We start from the raw sequence: 20856 nt of genomic DNA, 5'->3' as shown, positions 1-20856 counted from the left end.
ACGGATCTCCGCTGGGCTCCCTTTCGAGCCGACGAGCCTGCTGCCTTCCCTAGTTGATCCCCTCAGGTCCGCGCAGTGGCGCAGCACGCAGTTGGTATGCAGCAATTCGCGAGGTGCCAATCCAAGTAAATTCCCGCGCATTGTCGGGAGTCGATTTAGGCTGCGATACACCCTGAGACAGATCAGGCGAACTCTGCAACGAAGCGAGGAAGCCAACAATGTCGTACTTGGTTGCAACGCCAGATCTGTTCACCGCGGTCGCTGACAATCTGGCCGGAATTCGCACGGCGCTCGGCGACGCCGCTGCCGCCGCGGCGGCCCCGACGACGACGTTAGCGGCTGCCGCGGCTGACGAGGTGTCGGCGGCGGTTTCCCAGCTGTTCGGGGTCTACGGCCAACAATTCCAGTCGCTCAACGCGCAGGCCTCGGCGTTTCACGCCCAGTTCGTGCAGACCTTGAACGCGGGTGCGGCCTCGTACGCGGCCGCTGAGGCGGCCAACGCGTCGCAGGCCCTGGCCGCAGCCATCAACTCACCCGCCGAGACACTGTTGGGCCGCCCGCTGATCGGCAACGGCGCGGACGGGGCTGCGGGAACCGGGTCAGGCGCGGGCGGCGACGGCGCGCCGGGTGGGCTGCTGTTCGGTAATGGCGGCAAGGGCGGGGCGGGCGGTCCCACGGATGGCGCCGGCGGCAACGGCGGTGCGGCGGGGTTGTTCGGCAATGGTGGTGCTGGGGGCACCGGGGTCGGTGCCGGCGCCGGAGGCCGAGGCGGCACCGGTGGATTGTTCTACGGCAACGGAGGCGCTGGCGGGGGCAGTGGCACGGGTGCGGCCGGCGCCGGCGGCAGCGCCCTGTTCTTCGGCAACGGCGGCGGTGGTGGCGCCGGGCCGTCCGGCGGCGCAGCCGGTCAGGCCGGCCTGTTCGTCGGCGACGGCGGCAGCGGCGGGGCTGGGACCGGAGCCGCCGGGGCGGACGGCGGGTTCATCGGTAGCGGTGGCGCCGGCGGATCCAGTACGACGGGTCCGGCTGGCAACGGCGGAAACGCCTTCTTCGGCAACGGCGGCGAGGGTGGAACGAGTACCGCCGGGGCCGGCGGCAGCGGCGGAGACACGTTGGTCGGCAATGGGGGTGCCGGGGGATCGTCCGGGGGTACCGGCGGTGCGGCCGGTGGTGCTGGCGGCAATGTCGGGATTTTGGGATCTGGTGGCAGCGGAGGTGGCGGTGCCGCCAGCGGCGCCACCTTGGGAATCGGTGGACCCGGTGGCGCCGGCGGACGGGGTGGAAACGCCGGACTGCTGTACGGCGACGGGGGTGCCGGTGGAGCTGGCGGAAACGGTGGCACCACGTCCGGACTGGCACTGACAGGTGGTAATGGCGGCATCGGCGGTGCTGGTGGCAGCGCCGGCCTCATCGGCAACGGCGGCGCCGGGGGGTTCGGCGGCACAGGCGGACCCAGCACCTCCAGCCTCTTGGGCGCCCTGTCCGGCGGGACCGGCGGGGCCGGCGGCCAGGGAGGTGCCAGCGGGTTGCTCTATGGCACCGGCGGTAGTGGCGGCGACGGCGGCATTGGTGGGACTACCGCCAGAGGCAGCCAACCCGGTGGCACCGGCGGTGCGGGTGGTTCCGGCGGAGCCAGCTTCCTGGTTGGTGGTGGCGGAACCGGTGGGGAGGGTGGGACCGGGGGATCTCACACCGGGACTGGTTCTCAGGCAGGCACTGGCGGTACTGGCGGCGCCGGTGGTAACGGCGGTGACGCCGCGATTGCCGGGAATGGTGGAGACGGCGGCCCGGGCGGCGGTGGTGGCGCGGGTGCTGCCGGGGCCGGCGCCAAGGGAGGCGGCGGCAACGCAGGTTCCGCCGGTCTGCTCTTTGGGCAGAGCGGCGCTCCCGGGGCCGCAGCGGTAGCTGCCGGCTTGGGCGACAGCATTCCGATCCTTGAACCGTACGAGAATTTGTTCAACAACACCGTTGCCAACTTGCGAAGCATCGGCAGCAGTTACCTGGCCGACCCTTCGCCGTTCCTGCAGCAGATCCTGGCTAACCAGTACGACTATGGGCGGCTGACGCTGACGTCGCTCACCAATGCGACGCGCGACTTCTCGATTGGGGTGGCGGGCATACCCTCCAGCCTGCAAGTGGCCTTCCAGGACCTTCTGGCGGGTGACACCGGTGGCGCGGTGCGCGTCGTCGGAGGTGCACTGCTCAACACCCTGATCAGTGGCCTCGACACTGCGGACCTGTCGAACATCATGCTGGTCGGGACGCTCGGTGACCTGTTGCCCATCTTGAGCATCCCGGGTGAGTTCGCGCAGAACGTCACCAACGTGATCGACACCGTGCTGGACACCAATATCGCCGCGGCGATCAACACCACGACGCTGAGCGGCAGCATCACGTTCGGCTTGCCGCTGGCGCTGGCCGTCGATGCCCTAGGAGCACCTCTCACCAGCACGATAGCCACGGTCAATAGCGCGACAACTTTCGTCAATGCCGTTCAGGCGGGCAATTTCGCGGCGGCTTTGACCACACTTGTCGAATCGCCGGCAATCATCACCGACGCCTTCCTCAACGGCGAGGCGACGCTGCCGCTGGCCTTGGCGCTACCCGGATTGCCCCCGGCAACAGTCGGTGTTCCGATCGGCGGCATTCTTTCGCCGCTACGACCGTTCACCGCGACAGTGACGGTTTCCCCGTTGCCGCCGATCACCATCGTGCTCGGTGGTACTACCGCTGGTGGCATCGTTCCGGCGCTGCTGAACTACGCGCCCGCACAACTCGCGCGAGCTATCGCGTAGTAGATCTGCAGTTGAGCGACGAGTTCGAGCTGCAGGATTCCGTTGAGCTGCCAGTGGCTTGAGGCCCGGCCAAACCCACAAATGGCGGCCGGGCCTGTCGCCTAACCCACGTTCAGGCCGAAGCTGGCGTTGATCGCGGCCTGAAGAGCCAACTGCAAGTTAGTCAGTGCGGCATTACCGGCCAGGGCCAAGCTGAGGGCGACGTCATCGAGCGAACCCAAGAACGCACCGCCAGTCTGAGTCAAGCCGTTGAGCGCACCCTGCAGGCCTGCTGTCAACGCCCCGCCGGTCTGGCCAAACCCGGCAAGACCAGCATTGATGCTGCTGTTGAGGGCTCCACCGAAGACGGAGGCGACCTCGTTGGCGGCATCCAGCCAGATGTCAGCCAGGGCGAAACCGGTTCCGGTACTACCGCTCAGAGCGCCGAGGAGATTGGCCGTCAGATTCGCCCCGGTCTGCGTAAGCCCCGTCAGACCAGCGCTCAAGCTTGCCGCCAGAACCTGACCAGAATTGACCACACCTTCGAGTCCGGCGTTGAAGGCACCCGACAGCGCCGCGCCGAGGTTCGCCGCGACCTGTGCACTGACGTTGAGCGACGCGCTCAGCATCGGCAGAGCTGGGAAGTTGAAGGTCGGGAGGGTGAAGTCGAAGTCGAATGGCGGGAAGGTGAAGCCGGGGAAGCCGGGCAGGGCGGGCAGGGTGAGGTTGCCGGCCAGGTTGACCAGGGTGTTCAGCCCGCCGGTCAGGGCGGCGCCGAAGTTGGGCAGCGACAGTCCGGGGATGCCGGGGATGGTGATGCCGGGCAGGCCGAAGTCCAGGTCCAGGCCGGGGAAGGCGAAGCCGGGGAAGCCGGGCAGGGCGGGCAGGGTGAGGTTGGCGCCCAGGTTGAGTATTGCGTTGATGCCGCTGTTGAATGCAGCGTTCAAGGCTGGCAATCCGCCGCTCAGCGCGGCGGAAATGTTGCCGATCAACGCGCCGCCGGTTTGTGCAAGCGCAGCCAGCGACGGCAGCGCCCCGGTGAAGTTTGCGGTGAGGTTCGCGGAGATGTTGGCGCCCAGTGTTCCGCTCAAGAACGCCGCAAGCGCAGCGTTGGCCTCGCCGGTAAGTCCCGCGCCCAAGGCCGAGATAGACGCACCAGCGCCGCCCAGCCCCACGCCGAGGTTGGTGATGATCTGACCGGTTTGGGCAAGCCCCGCGCCGAAGCCAGAGGCAAGCGCCCCGCCAGTCTGCAGCGCCAGACCCGCGCCGAGGCTGGGCAGTGCTGCGAAGGCGCGGAAGGCGTTCGCGGCGTTGAGGCCGAGGGACCCGGATCCGCCGAGCGAGAGGCCGAAGCCACCCAACGATGCGTTGAGGGCACCGTTGAGCCCGGCGGCCAGATTGCCGAGACCGATCTCAATATTGGTGGCGAGCTGACCCAGATTGAACAGGGCCGACACGTTCAACGCTTCCGCGGCAGCGTAGGACGTCGCGCCACGGGTCAGTGCATTGACGAACTCCTGGTGATACGCCGCGGCTTGGGCGCTGGCGGCCTGGTAGTCGCTACCAAAGGTGCCGAACAGCCTCGCGATTGCAGCTGACACCTCATCTGCGGCCGCCGGCGCCACCTCAGCCGTCGCTCCCACTGCTGCAGAACTGACGTCGACCAATGTGGAACGAAGCCCGGCCAATTGCTCGGCAGCCGCTTCCACGAATTCAGGCACGATCAATACAGACATGTCCATCTCCCCAGATGACCCAAACAGACATAAACCATGAGCCTCAGACGCCCGAACGCCGCGAAGGCAACACGTGCGCAATAGATCCCCACGCCAGGATGGCGCTAAACCAAATATTTCTGAGAGTTTCCGGCCGGAATCTTAGGGTCTGCGATCACCCCAGCAGTCCTACCTTTGGGCCGAAATCAACTGCGCGAGAGAGCAACTGCTCCTGCGTAGCAGGGCTCAGATGGGGATCGGGTGAGGTCCTCACCGGCGTGTCGAGTTGACTTTAGCGCCAACCGACGAGGAGTCAATGGGCAAGGTGCTATCCCGCGGTGTACGGAATGAATTTGCAATCTAATGAATAACCATGCAACTATCGCCGGATGATCGACGGGATGAAGGTGGCCGTTGCCGGGGCGAGTGGCTATGCGGGTGGTGAGATCCTTCGTCTGCTCCTCGGGCATCCCGCACTGGCCGACGGTCGGCTTACCATTGGAGCAGTCACCGCGGCATCCAGCGCCGGCAGCACCCTCGGCGAACATCACCCGCACTTGGTCCCACTGGCACACCGGGTAGTCCAACCTACTGATCTCGACATCCTCCGTGGCCACGACGTGGTCTTTCTCGCTCTCCCCCACGGGCATTCGGCCGCCCTTGCCGAACAGCTCGGCCCCGAGACCCTCATCGTCGACTGCGGTGCGGACTTTCGGCTCACCGATGCCGCAGCCTGGGAACGCTTCTACGGCTCCGCGCACGCCGGGAGCTGGCCCTATGGGCTGCCCGAGTTGCCCGGCGCGCGAGAGCAGCTCAAAAAAGCCCGACGCATTGCCGTGCCTGGCTGCTACCCGACGGCGGCACTGCTGGCCCTGCTGCCTGCAATCGCTGACGAACTCGTCGATCCAGCGGTCACCGTGGTGGCTGTCAGCGGGACCTCGGGCGCCGGTCGCGGCGCCAAGACCGAATTGCTCGGCGCAGAGGTGATCGGGTCGGCGCGGGCATACAGCATCGGTGGCGTCCACCGCCATACTCCCGAGATTGCCCAAGGATTAGGTGCAGTCGGCGCCGGTGACGTCACCGTGTCATTCACTCCCGTGTTGATTCCGACGTCGCGCGGCATCCTGGCCACCTGCACGGCACGTACCCGAGCCTCCATCGACCAGTTCCGAACCGCTTACGAGAAGGCCTACGACGCCGAGCCCTTTGTTTACCTGTTGCCGGAGGGTCAATTGCCGCGCACCGGGTCTGTGATCGGTAGCAACGCCGCGCATATCGCGATAGCAGTGGATGAGCGGGCGCAGACATTCGTGGCAATCGCAGCCATCGACAATCTCGTCAAGGGCACCGGCGGCGGCGCGGTGCAGTCGATGAATCTGGCACTGGGATGGCCTGAAACCGAGGGGCTTTCGGTCGTCGGAGTCGCGCCGTGACTGAAACTGTCAACGCCACGCGACTGCTGCGGGCCCAAGGGGTCACCGCCCCGGCCGGCTTCCGCGCCGCCGGAATCGCCGCCGGCATCAAGGTGTCCGGTGCTCTGGATCTGGCATTGGTCTTCAATGAGGGGCCCGATTATGCGGCGGCCGGCGTCTTGACCCGCAACAAGGTCAAGGCCGCCCCCGTGCTGTGGACCCAGCAGGTGTTGACCACCGGTCGCCTGCGGGCAGTCATTCTCAATTCCGGTGGCGCTAACGCGTGCACCGGTGCGGGCGGTTTCCAGGACACCCACGCGACGGCCGAAGCGGTGGCTGCCGCATTGTCGGACTGGGGAACCGAGACCGGGGCCATCGAGGTCGCCGTGTGCTCCACCGGGTTGATCGGCGACCGGCTTCCGATGGACAAGGTCCTCGCCGGAGTTCGCGACATCGTTCACGACATGCACGGCGGACTGACCGGAGGCGACGATGCCGCACACGCCATCATGACCACCGACACGTTTCCGAAACAGGTTGCGCTGCACCACAAAGACAACTGGACGGTGGGCGGGATGGCCAAGGGCGCCGGGATGCTGGCGCCGTCGCTGGCCACCATGCTCTGCGTGATCACCACCGACGCGGTGGCCCAGACCCCGGCGCTCGAACATGCATTGCGCCGCGCCACCGCCCACACGTTCGACCGGCTCGACGTCGACGGCAGCTGTTCCACCAACGACACCGTCTTGCTGTTGGCCTCGGGCGCCAGCGAAATCATCCCCTCCCAAGCAGATCTCGATGAGGCGGTGCTGCAGGTCTGTGACGACCTGTGTGCCCAGTTGCAGGCCGACGCCGAGGGCGTCACCAAGCGGGTAAACGTGACGGTGAAAGGCGCCGCCTCAGAGCAGGACGCGCTGGTCGCGGCGCGGGTCATCGCCCGCGACAGTCTGGTGAAAACCGCTCTATTCGGATCCGACCCGAACTGGGGCCGAGTGCTCGCAGCCGTGGGGATGGCACCGGTCGCACTCGAGCCCGAGCTGATCACCGTGTCATTCAACGACTTTGTCGTCTATCGCGACGGGGCAGGGGCGCCGGGCGCCCGCGACGTCGATCTATCGGGTGCCGACATCAACATCGTGGTGGACCTTGCGCTCGGTGACGGTGCGGCCACCATCCGCACCACCGACCTCTCGCACGGGTATGTCGAAGAGAACTCGGCCTACAGCTCATGACCGACGGCACCGACATGTTATCCACCCAGGTCAAGGCGCAGGTATTGGCTGAGGCACTGCCGTGGCTCAAACAGCTGCACGGCAAGATCGTGGTCATCAAGTACGGCGGCCACGCGATGATCGACGAATCGCTGCGCCGGGCATTCGCCGCCGACATGGCGTTCCTGCGTAATTGCGGCGTGCACCCCGTGGTGGTCCACGGTGGCGGGCCGCAGATCACCGCTATGCTGCGGCGGCTGGGCATCGAAGGTGACTTCAAAGGCGGATTCCGCGTCACCACACCGGAAGTGCTCGACGTCGCCCGGATGGTGCTGTTCGGCCAAGTGGGCCGCGAGCTGGTCAACCTCATCAATGCGCACGGGCCGTACGCGGTCGGGATCACCGGCGAGGATGCGCAGTTGTTCACCGCGGTGCGGCGCAGCGTGACTGTCGACGGCATCGACACGGACATCGGCCTGGTCGGCGATGTCGAATTGGTGAATACCGCAGCAGTTTTGGATCTCATTGCGGCACGGCGCATTCCGGTGGTTTCCACGCTGGCACCGGATGCCGAAGGCGTGGTGCACAACATCAACGCCGACACTGCGGCCGCTGCACTGGCCGAAGCCCTGGGTGCCGAGAAGTTGTTGATGCTGACCGATGTCGAAGGTCTCTACACCAGCTGGCCGGACCGCACCTCGTTGGTCAGCGAAATCGACACGGCCACACTGTCTCAACTGCTCCCCAGACTGGAGTCGGGCATGATCCCCAAAGTCGAGGCATGCCTGCGGGCCGTCACCGGTGGAGTACCCAGCGCGCATGTCATCGACGGACGTGTTCAGCATTGTGTACTTGTGGAGTTGTTCACCAACGCCGGGACCGGCACCAAAGTGGTGTCGGCATGACGAAAACAAGGGCGCTTCAACAACGTTGGCAAGCAGTCATGATGAACAACTACGGCACGCCGTCGATGGCATTGGCCAGCGGCGACGGGGCCGTCGTCACCGATGTGGACGGTAAGACCTATATCGACCTACTGGGCGGGATCGCGGTCAATGTTCTCGGACATCGCCATCCCGCCATCATCGACGCTGTCACCCAACAGATGTCGACACTCGGCCACACCTCCAACCTGTACGCCACCGAGCCCGGGATCGCCCTGGCCGAGCAGCTGGTCGAACTGCTCGGCGCCGACGCTCCAGCGCGAGTATTCTTCTGCAACTCCGGAACCGAGGCCAACGAGGTGGCGTTCAAAGTCACCAGACTCACCGGCCGCACGAAAATCGTTGCCGCACAAGAAGCCTTCCACGGCCGGACGATGGGTTCCCTCGCCCTCACCGGACAACCTGCCAAGCAGGCACCGTTCGAGCCGTTGCCGGGCAACGTCACTCACATCCCGTACGGCGACGCTGAGGCCCTCACCGCTGCGGTCGACGACGACACGGCCGCGGTCTTTCTGGAGCCGATCATGGGTGAAAGTGGTGTCGTCGTCCCACCCGAGAGTTACCTGACGGCTGCCCGCGAGGTCACCGCACGCCACGGCGCGCTGCTGGTGCTCGACGAAGTGCAGACCGGAATGGGGCGCACCGGAACGTTTTACGCCCATCAGCACGACGGCATCACTCCTGACGTGGTGACCTTGGCCAAGGGCCTGGGCGGGGGTCTGCCGATCGGGGCGTGTATCGCGATCGGACCCGCCGCCGACTTGTTGACCCCCGGCCTGCACGGCAGCACTTTCGGCGGCAACCCGGTGTGCACCGCGGCGGCGCTGGCTGTGCTCCAGGTTCTCCAGGCCGACGATCTGGTGCGCAGCGCGGACGTCAAAGGCAAGGCACTGCGACACGGTATCGAATCGCTGGGCCACCCGCTGATCGAGCAGGTGCGGGGACGGGGACTGTTGCAGGGCATCGTGCTGAGGGCGCCGCACGCCAAAGACGCCGAAGCGGCGGCCCGGGACGCCGGGTATCTGGTGAACGCGGCCGCTCCCAACGTTATTCGGCTGGCACCGCCGTTGGTCGTCAGCGAGGCTCAGCTCGAGGGCTTCGTCGCCGATCTCACCGGCATCCTCGACACGGCAGGAACACGCAATGCTTAGACACTTCCTGCGCGACGACGACCTCACGCCAGCGGAACAGGCCGAGATCCTGACCCTGGCAGCCGAACTCAAGAAGTCTCCGTTCAGCCGTCGTCCCCTCGAGGGGCCGCGCGGAATCGCGGTGATCTTCGACAAGAACTCCACCCGTACCCGGTTCTCGTTCGAGATGGGCATCACCCAGCTGGGCGGGCACGCCGTCGTCGTGGATGGGCGCAGCACCCAACTGGGCCGTGACGAGACCCTCGAGGACACCGCCAGGGTGTTGTCCCGCTTCGTCGATGGCATCGTGTGGCGGACGTTCGGCCAGGAACGCCTGACCGCCATGGCATCGGCCGCATCGGTGCCCGTCGTCAACGCGCTGTCCGACGAATTTCACCCCTGTCAGGTGCTGGCCGACCTTCAGACCGTCGCCGAGCGCAAGGGGACGTTGAACGGCCTGAAGATGACCTATCTGGGCGACGGCGGCAACAACATGGCTCACTCGCTGATGCTGGGCGGTGTGACCGCCGGCATGCACGTCACCGTTGCTGCGCCCGAGGGTTTTACCCCCGATCCCGAGGTGGTCGCCGCGGCCGAGCGGCGCGCCCAGCAGACCGGCGCGACAGTCACCGTCACCGCCGACCCGGAGGGCGCGTCCGGCGGCGCCGACGTCCTGGTGACCGACACCTGGACGTCGATGGGGCAGGAGGACGACGGACTGGACCGGGTCGAACCTTTCCGACCGTTCCAGGTCAACCAGCGCCTGCTGAGCATCGCTGACCCGGAAGCCATTGTGCTGCACTGTCTTCCGGCGCACCGCAGTGACGAGATTACCGACGAGGTGATCGACGGGCCGGCCAGCGCGGTATGGGATGAGGCCGAGAACCGGTTGCACGCCCAGAAGGCGCTGCTGGTGTGGTTGCTGGAGCAGCGCTCATGACCACCGGCGGCACCAAGGCCGCACCCGAGGTCAGCGCCAACCGGGCCGGCCGGCAGGCCCGCATCGTGGCCATCCTGTCCACCCACGAGGTGCGTAGCCAAGGCGAACTGGCGGCCCTGCTGGCCGCCGAAGGTGTCGAGGCCACCCAGGCCACCTTGTCCCGTGACCTCGAGGAGCTGGGTGCAGTGAAGTTGCGCGGCGCGGACGGCGGCGTGGGCGTCTACGTCGTCCCCGAGGACGGCAGCCCGGTGCGCGGCGTCGCCGGCGGTACGTCACGACTTTCGAGGTTGCTCGGCGAGTTGCTGGTGTCCACCGACGCCAGCGCCAACCTCGCGGTGCTGCGCACTCCACCCGGTGGGGCGCCGTACCTGGCCAGCGCGATCGACCGCGCGGCGTTACCGTACGTGGTCGGCACCATTGCCGGCGACGACACCGTGTTCGTGGCGGCCCGCGAGCCGATGACCGGCACCGAGCTGGCGAACGCACTGGAAGACCTCAAATAAACTGCTGCAGACTCGCGACCCTAAAGGAGAACTGTTCATGTCAGAGCGCGTCATCCTGGCCTACTCCGGCGGCCTGGACACCTCGGTGGCCATCAGCTGGATCGGCAAGGAGACCGGCCGCGAGGTCGTTGCGGTGGCAATCGACCTCGGCCAGGGCGGCGAGGACATGGAAGTCGTGCGGCAGCGGGCACTGGACTGCGGCGCCGTCGAGGCCGTCGTCGTCGACGCCCGCGACGAATTCGCCGAAGGCTACTGCCTGCCGACGATCCTCAACAATGCGCTCTACATGGATCGTTACCCGCTGGTGTCGGCGATCAGCCGACCGCTGATCGTCAAACACCTGGTTGCCGCGGCACGCGAGTACGGCGGCAGCATCGTCTCGCACGGCTGCACCGGCAAAGGCAACGACCAGGTCCGGTTCGAAGTCGGATTCGCTTCGCTGGCACCAGATCTCGAGGTGCTGGCGCCGGTCCGCGACTACGCGTGGACGCGGGAGAAGGCCATCGCGTTCGCCGAGGAGAACGGTATCCCGATCAGCGTCACCAAGCGTTCACCGTTCTCCATCGACCAGAACGTGTGGGGCCGCGCGGTGGAAACCGGGTTCCTCGAGCACCTCTGGAACGCGCCCACCAAGGACGTCTACGACTACACCGAAGACCCCACTGTCAACTGGAACACCCCCGACGAGGTCATCGTCGGCTTCGAACAGGGCGTGCCGGTCTCGATCGACGGCACCCGGGTGAGCGTCCTGCAAGCTATCGAGGAGCTCAACCGCCGCGCCGGCGCCCAGGGTGTAGGGCGCCTCGACGTCGTCGAGGACCGGTTGGTGGGCATCAAGAGCCGCGAAATTTACGAGGCGCCCGGTGCGATGGTGCTGATCACCGCACATAGCGAACTCGAGCACGTCACCCTCGAGCGCGAGCTCGGCCGGTTCAAGCGCCAGACCGACCAGCGCTGGGCCGAGTTGGTCTATGACGGCCTGTGGTACTCGCCGTTGAAGATTGCGTTGGAGAGCTTCGTCGCCAAGACCCAGGAGCACGTCACCGGCGAGATCCGCCTGGTGCTGCACGGCGGTCACATCGCGGTCAACGGCCGGCGCAGTCCTGAATCGCTGTACGACTTCAACCTGGCCACCTACGACGAGGGCGACACCTTCGACCAGTCCATGTCCAAGGGCTTCGTCTATGTGCACGGGCTGTCGTCGAAGCTGTCCGCCCGCCGGGACCTACGGTGACGGCAGGCCGGCGAGCAGACACAGAATCGCACCGAACTGCGCGATTGAGTGCGATTCTGTGTCTGCTCGCGGGAGAAAAGTGAGCACCAATGAGGGGTCGCTGTGGGGCGGCCGGTTCGCCGGCGGACCCTCGGACGCGTTGGCCGCGCTGAGCAAGTCCACCCATTTCGACTGGGTGCTGGCCCCTTACGACATCATCGCGTCCCGCGCGCACACCGTGGTGCTGTACGCGGCCGGGCTATTGACCGAGGACCAGCGCGACGGCCTGCTGACCGGCCTGGACAGCCTGGCCGAAGACGTGGCCGACGGCAGTTTCGGGCCCCTGGTCACCGACGAGGACGTGCACGCCGCCCTGGAACGTGGCCTGATCGACCGGGTCGGAGCGGACCTCGGTGGCCGCTTGCGGGCCGGACGCTCCCGCAACGACCAGGTGGCCACCCTGTTCCGGATGTGGTTGCGCGACGCAGTGCGCCGGGTCGCCGACGGGGTGCTCGATGTGGTCGCCGCGCTGGCTGACCAGGCCGGCGCCCACCCGACGGCCATCATGCCGGGCAAGACCCATCTGCAGTCCGCGCAGCCGATCCTGCTGGCACACCATCTGCTTGCGCACGCCCAGCCGTTGCTGCGGGACGTGGACCGGATCCTCGACTTCGACAAGCGTGCGGCGATCTCGCCGTACGGATCAGGTGCGCTGGCCGGCTCGTCGCTGGGTCTGGATCCCGACGCGATCGCTGCGGACCTGGGCTTTTCCGCAGCCGCCGACAACTCGGTGGACGCCACCGCGGCCCGGGATTTCGCGGCGGAGGCCGCGTTCGTCTTCGCGATGATCGGCGTCGACCTGTCCCGCCTCGCCGAAGACATCATCATCTGGAGTTCGACCGAATTCGGTTACGTGACGCTGCACGACTCCTGGTCCACCGGCAGTTCGATCATGCCGCAGAAGAAGAACCCCGATATCGCCGAACTGGCCCGCGGCAAGTCCGGTCGAATGATCGGCAACCTGGCCGGCTTGCTGGCCACCCTGAAGGCCCAACCGCTGGCCTACAACCGTGACCTGCAGGAAGACAAGGAGCCGGTCTTCGACTCGGTCGCGCAGTTGGAGTTGCTGCTGCCCGCGATGGCGGGTCTGGTGGGCAGCCTGACGTTCGACGTCGAACGGATGGCGGCCTTGGCGCCGGCGGGTTACACGCTGGCCACCGATATCGCGGAATGGCTTGTGCGGCAAGGTGTTCCGTTTCGCTCCGCGCATGAGGCGGCGGGTGCGGCGGTACGCACGGCCGAACAGCGTGGCGTCGGGCTGCAGGACCTGACCGACGACGAGCTGGCCGCGATCAGCCCCGAGTTGAGCCCGACCGTCCGTGACGTGCTGACCATCGAGGGTTCGGTGTCGTCCCGGGATGCGCGGGGCGGCACCGCCCCGGTTCAAGTGGCCGCGCAACTGGACGCCCTGCGGTCGGCCGCCGACCGGTTGCGCGAGCAGTTGCAGCGCTGAGCCGCGGCCTGCTCCTTTGCCGGTCAGATTGAGGCCGACTAAACTTTGACCTTTGAGCGATTCCGTTGACCGATCCTGGTGAACAAAGCGACCTTGATGTTCGTATCAAAGGGGTGGGACCAATGAGCGTCATCGCAGGTGTTTTCGGCGCGCTGCCCCCGCATCGCTACTCGCAGGACGAACTGACCGAGACCTTCGTCAACATCCCCGACTTCGCGGGATATGAAGACATCGTTCGGCAGCTGCACGCCAGCGCAAAGGTCAACAGCCGCCACCTGGTGTTGCCGCTGGAGAAATACCCTCACCTCAACGATTTCGGCGAGGCCAACGAGCTCTTTCTGGAGAAGGCCGTCGATCTGGGCGTCGAGGCCCTGGTGGGCGCCCTCGAGGAAGCCGGGCTGGCGCCGCAGGATCTCGACGTGCTCATCACCACCACGGTGACCGGCCTGGCAGTACCGTCGCTGGACGCCCGGATCGCGGGGCGACTGGGGTTGCGCCCCGATGTGCGCCGGGTGCCGTTGTTCGGGCTGGGTTGTGTGGCCGGCGCGGCCGGCGTGGCCCGGCTGCACGACTATCTGCGGGGCGCTCCCGACGGCATCGCGGCGCTGGTGTCGGTCGAGTTGTGTTCGCTCACCTTCCCGGGATATAAGCCGTCGGTGGCGGGACTGGTGGGCAGTGCGCTGTTCGCCGACGGCGCTGCCGCGGTGGTGGGGGTCGGAGACCGTCGCGCCGAACAGATCGGGGCCAATGGTCCAGCCATCCTCGCTTCGCGCAGCCACCTCTACCCGGACTCGCTGCGAACCATGGGTTATGACGTCGGCTCCGCGGGTTTTGAACTGGTGCTGTCGAAGGATCTGGCCGCTGTCGTCGAGCAGTACGTCGGCCAGGATGTTTCTGCGTTCCTCGGCGAACACGGTCTACAGATCACCGACATCGGTGCCTGGGTGACCCACCCGGGTGGGCCCAAGATCATCAACGCGATCACCGAAACGCTCGGGTTGCCGTCGGAGGCACTGGAGCTGACCTGGCGGTCGCTGGGCGAGATCGGCAACCTTTCCTCGGCCTCGGTGCTGCATGTGCTGCGCGACACCATCGCCAAACCACCGCCCAGCGGCAGTCCGGGCCTGATGATCGCGATGGGTCCCGGGTTCTGTTCCGAACTGGTGCTCCTGCGCTGGCACTGAATTGGCGCCCAACCGGCCGGTTTTATGACCAGTACCCAAGACGAGCTCATCGAGGCCCTCCGCCGGTCCCTCAAGGAGAACGAGCGACTCAAGCGGGAGAACCGCGACTACCTGGCTCGAGCCACCGAACCAATTGCGTTGGTGGGCATGGGTTGTCGCTATCCCGGCGGGGTCGATTCAGCCGAGGCGCTGTGGCAGCTGGTGGCCGACGGGCGCGACGTGATCTCAGCGTTTCCGACCGACCGCGGCTGGGATACGACGGGATTGTTCGATTCCGATCCGGACGCTGCCGGCAAGTCCTACACCCGATCCGGCGGTTTCCTGGCCGACGTCGCGGGATTCGACGCCGAGTTCTTCGGGATCGCGCCCAGCGAGGTGCTCGCGATGGACCCGCAGCAGCGGTTGTTGCTGGAGGTGTGCTGGGAAGCGTTGGAGCGAGCGGAGATTGACCCGCTCTCGCTACGGGGTTCGTCGACCGGGGTGTTCGCCGGCGTGTTCCACGGTTCCTACGGTGGTCAGGGCCGGGTGCCCGCAGAGTTGGAGCGTTACGGGTTGCGTGGTTCGACCTTGAGCGTGGCCTCCGGCCGGGTCGCCTACGTGCTGGGGCTGGAAGGTCCGGCGGTGTCGGTGGATACTGCGTGCTCGTCGTCGTTGGTGGCGCTGCATCTGGCGGTGCAGTCGTTGCGCTCGGGGGAGTGTGACCTGGCGCTGGTCGGCGGGGTCACCGTGATGGCTACGCCCGCCATGTTCATCGAATTCAGTCGGCAGCGGGCGCTTTCGCCGGACGGTCGATGCAAGGCGTACGCCGGTGCTGCGGACGGGACGGCGTTCGCCGAGGGCGCCGGCGCCCTGGTCGTGGAGCGGCTCGCGGATGCGCGGCGGTTGGGACACCGGGTGTTGTCGGTGGTGCGGGGCTCGGCGGTCAATCAGGACGGCGCTTCCAACGGTCTGGCCACCCCGAACGGTCCCTCCCAGCAGCGGGTCATTCGGGCGGCATTGGCCAGCGCCCGCCTGTCCCCGGCTGACGTGGATGTTGTCGAAGGCCACGGGACCGGCACCACGCTCGGGGATCCCATTGAGGCACAGGCGATTCTGGCTACTTACGGAAAGGGTCGTGCCGAGCCGCTGTGGCTGGGTTCTATCAAATCGAACATGGGCCACACGTCGGCGGCGGCCGGGGTGGCCGGCGTCATCAAGATGACGATGGCGATGCGGAACGGCGTGCTGCCCAAGACATTGCATGTGGATGTGCCGACGCCGCATGTGGATTGGTCTGCGGGCGCGGTGTCACTGTTGACCGAGGCGCGGGCATGGCCCGAGTCCGGGCGGCCACGCCGGTCCGCGGTGTCGTCGTTCGGGATCAGCGGGACCAACGCCCACGTGATCCTGGAATCAGTTCCTGACACGAACCGAGACGTGGAAAGCTCTGTGCCATCTCGTGGTTCGGCTCCATGGCTGCTGTCGGCGCGCTCCGCTCAGGCCTTGCGCAACCAGGCGGCACGATTGCTGGCCTGGGTGGGCGGCGACGACGATGTGAGTGCGCCCGACGTGGGTTGGTCGTTGGTCACCACGCGATCGCTGTTCGAGCACCGGGCGGTCGTGGTCGGTGCCGACCGTAGGCAGCTGATGGACGGGTTGGCCGGGTTGGCTGCCGGTGACCCCGGTTCCGGCGTGGTGGTCGGCCAGGCCCGCCCGGTGGGCAAGACGGTGTTCGTGTTTCCCGGCCAGGGGTCGCAGTGGGTCGGCATGGGTGCCGAATTGCTCGACAGCTCGGCGGCTTTCGCCGCACAGCTACAGCGGTGTGAGCAGGCGCTGCGAAAGCATGTCGAGTGGTCCCTGCTCGACGTGATCCGGGCCGCGCCCGGGGCGCCCGGGTTGGATCGGGTGGATGTGGTGCAGCCCGCGCTGTGGGCGGTGATGGTGTCGCTGGCCGAACTGTGGCGTTCGCTGGGGGTGAAACCCGACGCGGTGATCGGACATTCGCAGGGCGAGATCGCCGCGGCCTGTGTAACGGGGGCGCTTTCGCTGCCGGATGCGGCGCTGGTGGTGGCGCTGCGCAGTCGTTTGCTGGTGCGGCTGGCCGGGTCCGGTGCCATGGCATCGGTCGCCGTCGGGCCGGCTGAAGCTGAGTGGCTGGTGGCTCGGTGGGCCGGGCGGATGAGTATTGCCGCGGTGAACGGAGTTTCGGCGGTGGTCGTTTCCGGCGAGGTGGCCTGCATCGAGGAACTGCTTCGCCAGTGCGATGCCGCCGGCATTCGGGCCCGGCGAATCGACGTCGACTACGCCTCGCACTCTGCCCAGGTCGAGGCGATCCGCGCCGATCTCACTGCGGGACTCAGATCAATCCAGCCCCGGTCCAGTCCGGTGGCTTTCTTCTCCACGGCGTCCGGCGAACTTACCGACACCGCCGAGTTGGACGCCGATTACTGGTATCGAAGTATCAGGCAGCCAGTGCAATTCGAGCGTGCCGTGAGCGCCGCAGCCGATGCCGGCTACCAGGTGTTCATCGAATGCAGCCCGCACCCGGCACTTCTCGGCGCCGTCGAGGACACGGTGCAGGCGCACCATCCGGTGGTGGTTCCGACGTTGGGTCGCGACGATGGTGGGCTGCTTCGGTTCTGGCTGTCGGCCGCCCAAGCCCACGTGTCGGGTGTGGCGGTGGATTGGCGGCAGGCGTTCGCGGGAGCCCGTCCGGTGGCATTGCCGACATATGGGTTTGCGCGACGACGGTTCTGGCTGGCTGAGTCCGCTACCCGGGATGTGCGTCGCGACGGTTTGCTCGGCGCCGGGCACGGGCTGCTTGGTGCGGTGGTGGAAAGGCCCGATTCCGCCGGCGTGGCGCTCACCGGCCTGTTGTCGTTGACTGCACAACCGTGGTTGGCCGACCACGCGGTCAGCGGCTCGGCACTGTTTCCCGGCGCGGGTCTCGTCGAATTCGCCATCCGCGCCGGGGATCAGGTCGGGTGTCCGGTCGTCGAAGAGCTCACGCTGACGGCGCCGTTGTGGTTGCGCGGCGACACCCGGATCCAAGTGGTGCTCGGTCCGCCGGACCATTCGGGCCGCTGCTCGATCGCGATCTATTCGTCCGCCCAGTCGGATTCGGGGTGGACGTTGCACGCCGAGGGCATCCTGAGCGCCGGTGTGCCGGTGCCGCAAGCAGGCATGGCGGTGTGGCCGCCCGCGGCCGCGCAGCCGATTGATCTGGGTGACGCCTACCAGCGGTTGGCTGCCCGGGGATACGACTATGGTCCGGCGTTTCGCGGCTTGCGGGCGGTGTGGCGCTCCGGTGACGATCTCTACGCTGAAGTCGCGCTCGCCGACGATGCCGGGCTGACCGCGACGGGTTTCGGTATCCATCCGGCACTCCTGGATGCGACGCTGCATGCCCTCGGACTCATCGACGCGCACGCCGGCACGGTGGTGCCGTTCGTCTGGCAAGGGGTGGCGTTGCACGCCGCGGGGGCCACGGTGCTGCGGGTCCGGATCAGCCGCACCGAGACCGACTCGGTCTCGCTGGAGCTGGCCGATCAGGCCGGGCTTGCCGTCATGACCGTCGAAAATCTGGTCTTCCGCCCGCTGTCGGCACACCCGTCGCCGGCGACCGGTGATGCCGGGTTGTTCCAGGTCGAGTGGTCGCCGGTCGCCGCCGCTGGGTGCGATACGCCGGTGACGTTGTGGCAGCTGCCATCCGGAGCTGCTGGGCTGCCGGAGGCGGTGTATGCGGCCACGCACGCCGCACTGGCGGCGGTGCAGGCGTGGTTGGCCGGTGACCAGCCCGGGGTGCTCGTCGTGCTCACCGACGGGGCGGTGGCGTTGGACGACGAGGACGTCTCGGATCTGGCCGGCGCTGCGGTGTGGGGCTTGGTCCGTTCCGCGCAGGCCGAACATCCCGGCCGGCTGCTGCTGGTGGACTCGGACGGAACGGTCGATGTGCACAAGGTGATCGGTTGCGGCGAAACGCAATTGGTGATCCGCCGCGGAGCCGCCCACCGCGCGCGGCTGAGGCCGGCCGGTCCACCGTCGACTCTGGTGTTGCCGGAGGCCTCCTGGCGCCTGGTCACCGGTGCGGCGGGGACGATCGAGGATGTACGGGTTGCGCAGTGTGCGCCGGCACCGCTCGGTGCCGGGCAGGTGCGTGTCGCGGTGCATGCCGTAGGAGTGAACTTCCGGGATGTTCTGGTGGCCCTGGGCATGTATCCCGGCGGTGGCGAGCTGGGTGTGGAGGGTGCCGGAACAGTCACCGAGGTGGGTGCGGGAGTTTCCGATCTCGCTGTCGGTGAGGCGGTGACGGGCCTGTTGGGCGTGGTGGGTCCCGAAGCCGTGGTCGATCGTCGGCTGGTGACGCCGGTTCCGGACGGCTGGTCCATGGCGACCGCGGCCGGTGTTCCGGTGGTGTTTTTGACTGCGTGGTACGGATTGTCGGTGTTGGGCTCGGCTCAGGCCGGTGAGCGGGTGCTGGTGCACGCGGCCACCGGTGGGGTCGGTATGGCCGCGGTGCAGTTGGCGCGGTGGTGGGGGCTGGAGGTGTTCGCGACCGCCAGCCGCGGCAAGTGGGACACGTTGCGCGCGATGGGTTTTGACGACGATCATATCGGCGACTCCCGGACCCTGGAGTTCGAGACACATTTCCGGAAGGCCACCGCCGGTGCCGGCGTCGATCTGGTGCTCAACTGGCTGGCCGGGGAGTTCGTCGACGCCTCGTTGCGGCTGTTGAACGAGGGCGGGCGTTTCGTGGAGATGGGCAAAACCGATGTTCGCGATGCGCAGGCACTGGCCCACCGTGGGGTTCGCTACCGGGCGTTCGACTTGATCGAGGCGGGACCGGACCGCACCGCGCACATGTTGAGCGAACTGATGGTGCTGTTCGACGCCGGAGCCTTGACACCGTTGCCGGTCAAGGTCTTTGATGTGCGGTCGGCGCGGCAGGCGTACCGCTATGTGAGCCAGGCCCGGCACACCGGCAAGGTGGTGCTCACCATGACCAGCGCGACCGCCGACGCGGTAGCCAACGGCACCGTGCTGATCACCGGTGGTACCGGGATGGCCGGCGCCGCGCTGGCGCGGCATGTGGTGTCCCGCTACCGGGTGCCGCACGTGCTGCTCACGAGCCGTTCCGGACTGGAGGCGCACGGTGTTCCGGAGTTGGTGCGCCAGCTGCAGGACGCCGGCGCCCAGGTGTCGGTGGCGGCCGTTGACGTGGCGGACCGTGACAGTGTTGCCGCCTTGCTGGGCGAGGTACCCGAGAAGTTTCCGCTCACGGCCGTGATTCACGCCGCCGGAGTTCTCGACGACGGGTTGATCGCCGCGTTGACGCCGGACCGGCTGGACGCGGTACTGCGCGCCAAGGTCGACGGGGCATGGAACCTGCACGAACTGACCCGCGATCACGGCCTGGCTGTCTTTGCGGTGTTCTCCTCGATGGCCGGTATCCTGGGCACCCCGGGGCAGGCCAATTACGCGGCGGCAAACAGCTTCCTGGACGGATTGATCGCACACCGGCGCGCGCAGGGACTGCCGGGTCTGTCCCTCGCGTGGGGGCTCTGGGAGCAGCCCAGCGCCATGACGCGACATCTGGGGGACCGCGACAGGACCCGGATGAGCCGGGCAGGTTTGGCCGCGCTGTCCACCGAGCAGGCGCTCGCGTTGTTCGACATGGCGGTCGCTAGGACTCTCGGTGCCGCCGGCACCCTGGTCGCCACCCGCCTGGATGCCGCCGCACTCGGCGACGAGGCTCCGGTGTTGCTGCGCGATCTGGCCCGCCGCCCCACCCGACGTGTCGTCGATGACACCGAAGTCAGCTCAGCGTCAACGGGTCTGGCTGCCCGTCTGCGTGGCCTCGACGCCGATCAGCGTCATCGCGAACTCGTCGATGTGGTCTGTAGCAACGCCGCCACCGTGTTGGGCCGTTCGAGTATCGCCGACATCAGCGCCCAGCGCGCATTCCAGGACCTGGGGTTCGACTCGCTCACCGCCGTGGAACTGCGCAATCGACTGAAAAAGGCTACCGGCCTTGCACTTTCGCCCACATTGATCTTCGACTATCCCAGCCCCAGTGCGCTAGCCGAGCACCTCGACCTGCGGTTGACGACCCCCGCCGAGCACGCTCAGCCGATGAGCCGCTTCAACGACATCACCCGGGAATTGGACGCCTTGGTCAATCGGGGGGACTGGGCGCCGACCGAGAAGGCGCAGCTGTCACACCGACTGCACGCGATCCTGGCCGACCTGACCACCGATGACGACCTGGCCGCGGCCAGCGAGGACGAACTGTTCGCCATCCTGGACGAAGAGCTGGGCTCCTAGACGATGGACCCAGC

The 20856-nt window shown here is 67.2% G+C and carries 12 protein-coding genes; 11 read left to right on the top strand and 1 reads right to left on the bottom strand.

Features of this window, described 5'->3' with window-relative positions:
* Positions 1 to 218 precede the first annotated feature (218 nt).
* Positions 219 to 2795 (top strand): PE family protein, encoded by a 2577-nt coding sequence (locus AC5Y6Y_RS03705; RefSeq protein WP_499919160.1) that lies wholly within the window; start codon positions 219 to 221, stop codon positions 2793 to 2795.
* Positions 2796 to 2896: 101 nt separating this feature from the next.
* On the opposite strand, the gene AC5Y6Y_RS03700 is transcribed toward AC5Y6Y_RS03705, so the two are convergent.
* Complete coding sequence (locus AC5Y6Y_RS03700) at positions 2897 to 4510, bottom strand: PE family protein (RefSeq protein ID WP_499929484.1); 1614 nt, start codon at positions 4508 to 4510, stop codon at positions 2897 to 2899.
* 368 nt (positions 4511 to 4878) lie between these two features.
* Between AC5Y6Y_RS03700 and argC the strand changes: the two genes are divergently transcribed.
* The 10 genes from argC (at position 4879) to AC5Y6Y_RS03650 (ending at position 20842) form a co-directional block, all read left to right on the top strand.
* Positions 4879 to 5922: an N-acetyl-gamma-glutamyl-phosphate reductase gene (argC, locus tag AC5Y6Y_RS03695; protein ID WP_499918544.1), complete on the top strand. Its 1044-nt coding sequence runs from the start codon at positions 4879 to 4881 to the stop codon at positions 5920 to 5922.
* Positions 5919 to 7133: a bifunctional glutamate N-acetyltransferase/amino-acid acetyltransferase ArgJ gene (argJ, locus tag AC5Y6Y_RS03690; protein WP_499918546.1), complete on the top strand. Its 1215-nt coding sequence runs from the start codon at positions 5919 to 5921 to the stop codon at positions 7131 to 7133. Before argC ends, argJ begins: the two co-directional genes overlap by 4 nt.
* On the top strand, positions 7130 to 8017 hold the full coding sequence (gene argB, locus AC5Y6Y_RS03685) for an acetylglutamate kinase (protein WP_499918547.1): 888 nt from the start codon (positions 7130 to 7132) through the stop codon (positions 8015 to 8017). Before argJ ends, argB begins: the two co-directional genes overlap by 4 nt.
* Complete coding sequence (locus tag AC5Y6Y_RS03680) at positions 8014 to 9207, top strand: acetylornithine transaminase (protein ID WP_499918549.1); 1194 nt, start codon at positions 8014 to 8016, stop codon at positions 9205 to 9207. The genes argB and AC5Y6Y_RS03680 overlap by 4 nt, the downstream gene beginning before the upstream one ends.
* Positions 9200 to 10126: an ornithine carbamoyltransferase gene (gene argF / locus AC5Y6Y_RS03675; RefSeq protein ID WP_463825264.1), complete on the top strand. Its 927-nt coding sequence runs from the start codon at positions 9200 to 9202 to the stop codon at positions 10124 to 10126. Before AC5Y6Y_RS03680 ends, argF begins: the two co-directional genes overlap by 8 nt.
* Entirely contained in the window at positions 10123 to 10629 is a 507-nt protein-coding gene (locus AC5Y6Y_RS03670; protein ID WP_499918550.1) for an arginine repressor, read from the top strand. The genes argF and AC5Y6Y_RS03670 overlap by 4 nt, the downstream gene beginning before the upstream one ends.
* Before the next feature lie 37 nt (positions 10630 to 10666).
* On the top strand, positions 10667 to 11863 hold the full coding sequence (locus tag AC5Y6Y_RS03665) for an argininosuccinate synthase (protein WP_463825266.1): 1197 nt from the start codon (positions 10667 to 10669) through the stop codon (positions 11861 to 11863).
* 79 nt (positions 11864 to 11942) lie between these two features.
* A complete protein-coding gene (gene argH, locus AC5Y6Y_RS03660; RefSeq protein ID WP_499918552.1) occupies positions 11943 to 13355 on the top strand; it encodes an argininosuccinate lyase in 1413 nt (470 codons plus the stop codon).
* A 122-nt stretch (positions 13356 to 13477) separates the two neighbouring features.
* Entirely contained in the window at positions 13478 to 14539 is a 1062-nt protein-coding gene (locus AC5Y6Y_RS03655; protein ID WP_499918554.1) for a type III polyketide synthase, read from the top strand.
* A gap of 24 nt (positions 14540 to 14563) precedes the next feature.
* Entirely contained in the window at positions 14564 to 20842 is a 6279-nt protein-coding gene (locus tag AC5Y6Y_RS03650; protein WP_499918556.1) for an SDR family NAD(P)-dependent oxidoreductase, read from the top strand.
* Positions 20843 to 20856 lie beyond the last annotated feature (14 nt).

The organism is Mycobacterium sp. NGS24 (genome assembly GCF_059813065.1).
This window is presented reverse-complemented; position numbering and strand designations above follow the sequence as displayed.

What these genes read in the sequence shown, in the direction of transcription:
- AC5Y6Y_RS03705 (WP_499919160.1), top strand. Translation starts at nt 219, where the DNA reads ATGTCGTACTTGGTTGCAACGCCAGATCTGTTCACCGCGGTCGCTGAC.
- AC5Y6Y_RS03700 (WP_499929484.1), bottom strand. Translation starts at nt 4,510, where the DNA reads ATGTCTGTATTGATCGTGCCTGAATTCGTGGAAGCGGCTGCCGAGCAA.
- argC (WP_499918544.1), top strand. Translation starts at nt 4,879, where the DNA reads ATGATCGACGGGATGAAGGTGGCCGTTGCCGGGGCGAGTGGCTATGCG.
- argB (WP_499918547.1), top strand. Translation starts at nt 7,130, where the DNA reads ATGACCGACGGCACCGACATGTTATCCACCCAGGTCAAGGCGCAGGTA.
- AC5Y6Y_RS03680 (WP_499918549.1), top strand. Translation starts at nt 8,014, where the DNA reads ATGACGAAAACAAGGGCGCTTCAACAACGTTGGCAAGCAGTCATGATG.
- argF (WP_463825264.1), top strand. Translation starts at nt 9,200, where the DNA reads ATGCTTAGACACTTCCTGCGCGACGACGACCTCACGCCAGCGGAACAG.
- AC5Y6Y_RS03670 (WP_499918550.1), top strand. Translation starts at nt 10,123, where the DNA reads ATGACCACCGGCGGCACCAAGGCCGCACCCGAGGTCAGCGCCAACCGG.
- AC5Y6Y_RS03665 (WP_463825266.1), top strand. Translation starts at nt 10,667, where the DNA reads ATGTCAGAGCGCGTCATCCTGGCCTACTCCGGCGGCCTGGACACCTCG.
- AC5Y6Y_RS03655 (WP_499918554.1), top strand. Translation starts at nt 13,478, where the DNA reads ATGAGCGTCATCGCAGGTGTTTTCGGCGCGCTGCCCCCGCATCGCTAC.
- AC5Y6Y_RS03650 (WP_499918556.1), top strand. Translation starts at nt 14,564, where the DNA reads ATGACCAGTACCCAAGACGAGCTCATCGAGGCCCTCCGCCGGTCCCTC.